This window comes from Pseudoroseomonas ludipueritiae, assembly GCF_014490445.1.
GTDB classification, from domain to species: Bacteria; Pseudomonadota; Alphaproteobacteria; order Acetobacterales; family Acetobacteraceae; genus Pseudoroseomonas; species Pseudoroseomonas ludipueritiae.
The window spans coordinates 1-2,341 of the sequence record NZ_JACTUZ010000292.1 but is presented as its reverse complement, the minus strand read 5'-3'; the positions used below and the strand labels follow the sequence as shown (position 1 = coordinate 2,341).

At 69.5% G+C, this 2,341-nt stretch carries 1 protein-coding gene; it reads right to left on the bottom strand.

Annotated features, from left to right (window positions below; all coding sequences use genetic code 11):
• A partial coding sequence (gene bcsA / locus IBL25_RS25680) for a UDP-forming cellulose synthase catalytic subunit (protein ID WP_187781280.1) occupies nt 1-2,186 on the bottom strand: 2,186 nt, incomplete at its 3' end.
• Nucleotides 2,187-2,341: the final 155 nt, after the last annotated feature.

Sequence of the window (2,341 nt, the reverse complement as noted above, 5' to 3'; positions counted from 1 at the left end):
GGCGCCTCGCCGAGGGAGGAAGCCGGCTGGGCCAGGGGCGCGCGGCCGGCGCGGGCCTGGGCGGCCCGCTCCTTCCGGCGGGCACGGCGGGCGCGGAGCGAGAGCTGGCTGTTGCCACGGAAAAGACCACCGACGCTCAACACCACCTCCAGCATCGCGCGCAGCGGGCGGTCCGCGCGCACATCGTCCCAGTGCAGCCAGGCATCGGCGCGGCCGAGCACGACGCGCACGATATTGCCCTCATCCAGCAGCCCGCGCGGGGCGAAGCGCACCTGCAGGCGGTTGCCCTGCCAGCGCAAGGTCTCGGCCGGCACGGGCACGAATTCGGTGCCGATGTCGAATTCCAGGCTGACCATGCCTTCCGGCAGCACCTCCGGCCGCGCCACGGTCAGCGCCGCGCCGCCCAGGGAAAGGTCGATGCTCTCCCCTTCCAGCCGGCGGCCATCGGCCAGCACCACGGCCACCGGCACGCGGGCCGCCACGCGGTGGCGCTCGCGGATCTGGCGCCGCTCACGGCCCACGGCGAGGCCGGCCAGCACCGTCACCAGCGAGAGCAGCACCCAGACGGCGTTCAGCGCATTCGCCTGGAACTGCAGCGAGGAGGGCGGATTGGCCACCATGCCGTAGATGCCGGACATCAGCCCCAGCACCAGCGCGCCGCCCAGCACCAGGTTGGGCCCCACGGCGCGGATGTCGAAATAGCCGTCCTGCAGCGTGCCGCCCTTGTCGGTGACGTTGAACTTGCCCTTGGTGGGGTCCAGCAGCGTGGTCATGACCACCGGCAGCAGATAGAGCGCCAGCACGGTCTCGTAGATCTCGGACCAGAAGGAATGGCGCACCTTGCCCTGCAGCCGGCTGTTGGTGACCACCGAATGCACCACATGCGGCCCGGCATAGGCCACGATGGCCAGCGGCGAGGCCGCGATGATGTTCTCCCCGAACAACAGGAAGGCCAGCGGCGAGGTCAGGAAGACCACGCGCGGCAGCGGAAAGAGGAAGTGCCACTGCGCGTTGAGGTAGCAGAGGCGCTGCGCGAGGTTCAGCCCGCGGCCGAAGAGCGGGTTGTCGACGCGCAGGATCTGGATCATGCCGCGCGCCCAGCGCATGCGCTGGCCGATATGCGCCAGCAGGCGGTCGGTGGCGAGGCCGGCGGCCAGCGGCAGGCGCAGATAGGCGGTGCGCCAGCCCAGCCGCTGCATCTTGAGCGAGCAGTGGCAGTCCTCGGTCACGGTCTGGGTCGGCACGCCACCCACTTCCTCCAGCGCCGTCCGGCGCAGCACGGCGCAGGAGCCGCAGAAGAAGGTGGCGTTCCAGAGGTCGTTGCCCTGCTGCACCAGCCCGTAGAAGAGCAGGCCCTCGTTCGGGATGCGGGTGCCGGAGGCGAGGTTCCGTTCGAAAGGGTCGGGCGAATAGAAATGGTGCGGCGTCTGCAGCATGCCGATCTCGCGATCCCGCAGCATCCAGCCGATGGTCAGCTGCAGGAAGGCGCGCACCGGCACGTGGTCGCAGTCGAAGATGGCGACATATTCGCCATTCGTCTTGCCCAGCGCGTGGTTGATGTTGCCGGCCTTGGCGCCCTTGTTGTCCGGGCGGATCATGTAGCCGCAGCCGACTTCCTCGCAGAAGGCGCGGAAGTCCTCGCGCCGGCCGTCGTCCAGGACATAGATGTTCATCTTGTCCCGCGGCCAGTCCATCGACATGGCACCGAAGACCGAGGGCTTCACCACTTCCAGCGGCTCGTTGTAGCTGGGGATGAAGATGTCCACGACCGGCCAGTCTTCCGTGTCCGGCGGCAGCGGCACGGGCTTGCGCTCCAGCGGCCAGGCCTGCTGGAAGTAGGAGAGCAGCAGCGCCAGGATGGCATAAACCTCGGCCAGCAGCAGGCCGGTGCCGAGGAAGGTGGCGATATAGCCGGAATAGCCCAGCGTCTCGGTCACGCGCCAATAGAGGTAGCGCAACGAGATCATGGAGGAGAGCGCGACCAGGAAGAAGGACGGCGCCCGGCCCGGAAAGCGGTTGACGATCAGGAAGACCAGGAAGCCGCCCAGCGCCAGCCAGGCCTGCTGCTCCGCCTCCAGCGGCGTGACCATGAAGATCAGGCCCAGCAGCAGGCCGATCAGCGCCACGGCCGCGTTCAGCAGCGGGATGCGCCCCAGGAAGCTGGTCATGCGGCGAAGCAGGCGCATCAGCGTGTTCCCCATTCCGGAGCCGTCCAGGGCATGGCCGCGCGCGGCGGGGCCGGTGGGGGCATCGTCGTCTCGGCCGGCAGCAGCGCCGCGATGGCGTGCGCGAGCTGGCGGATATCCTCGGCGGCGCGGCTGGCCGGCGCCGCATCGGCCAC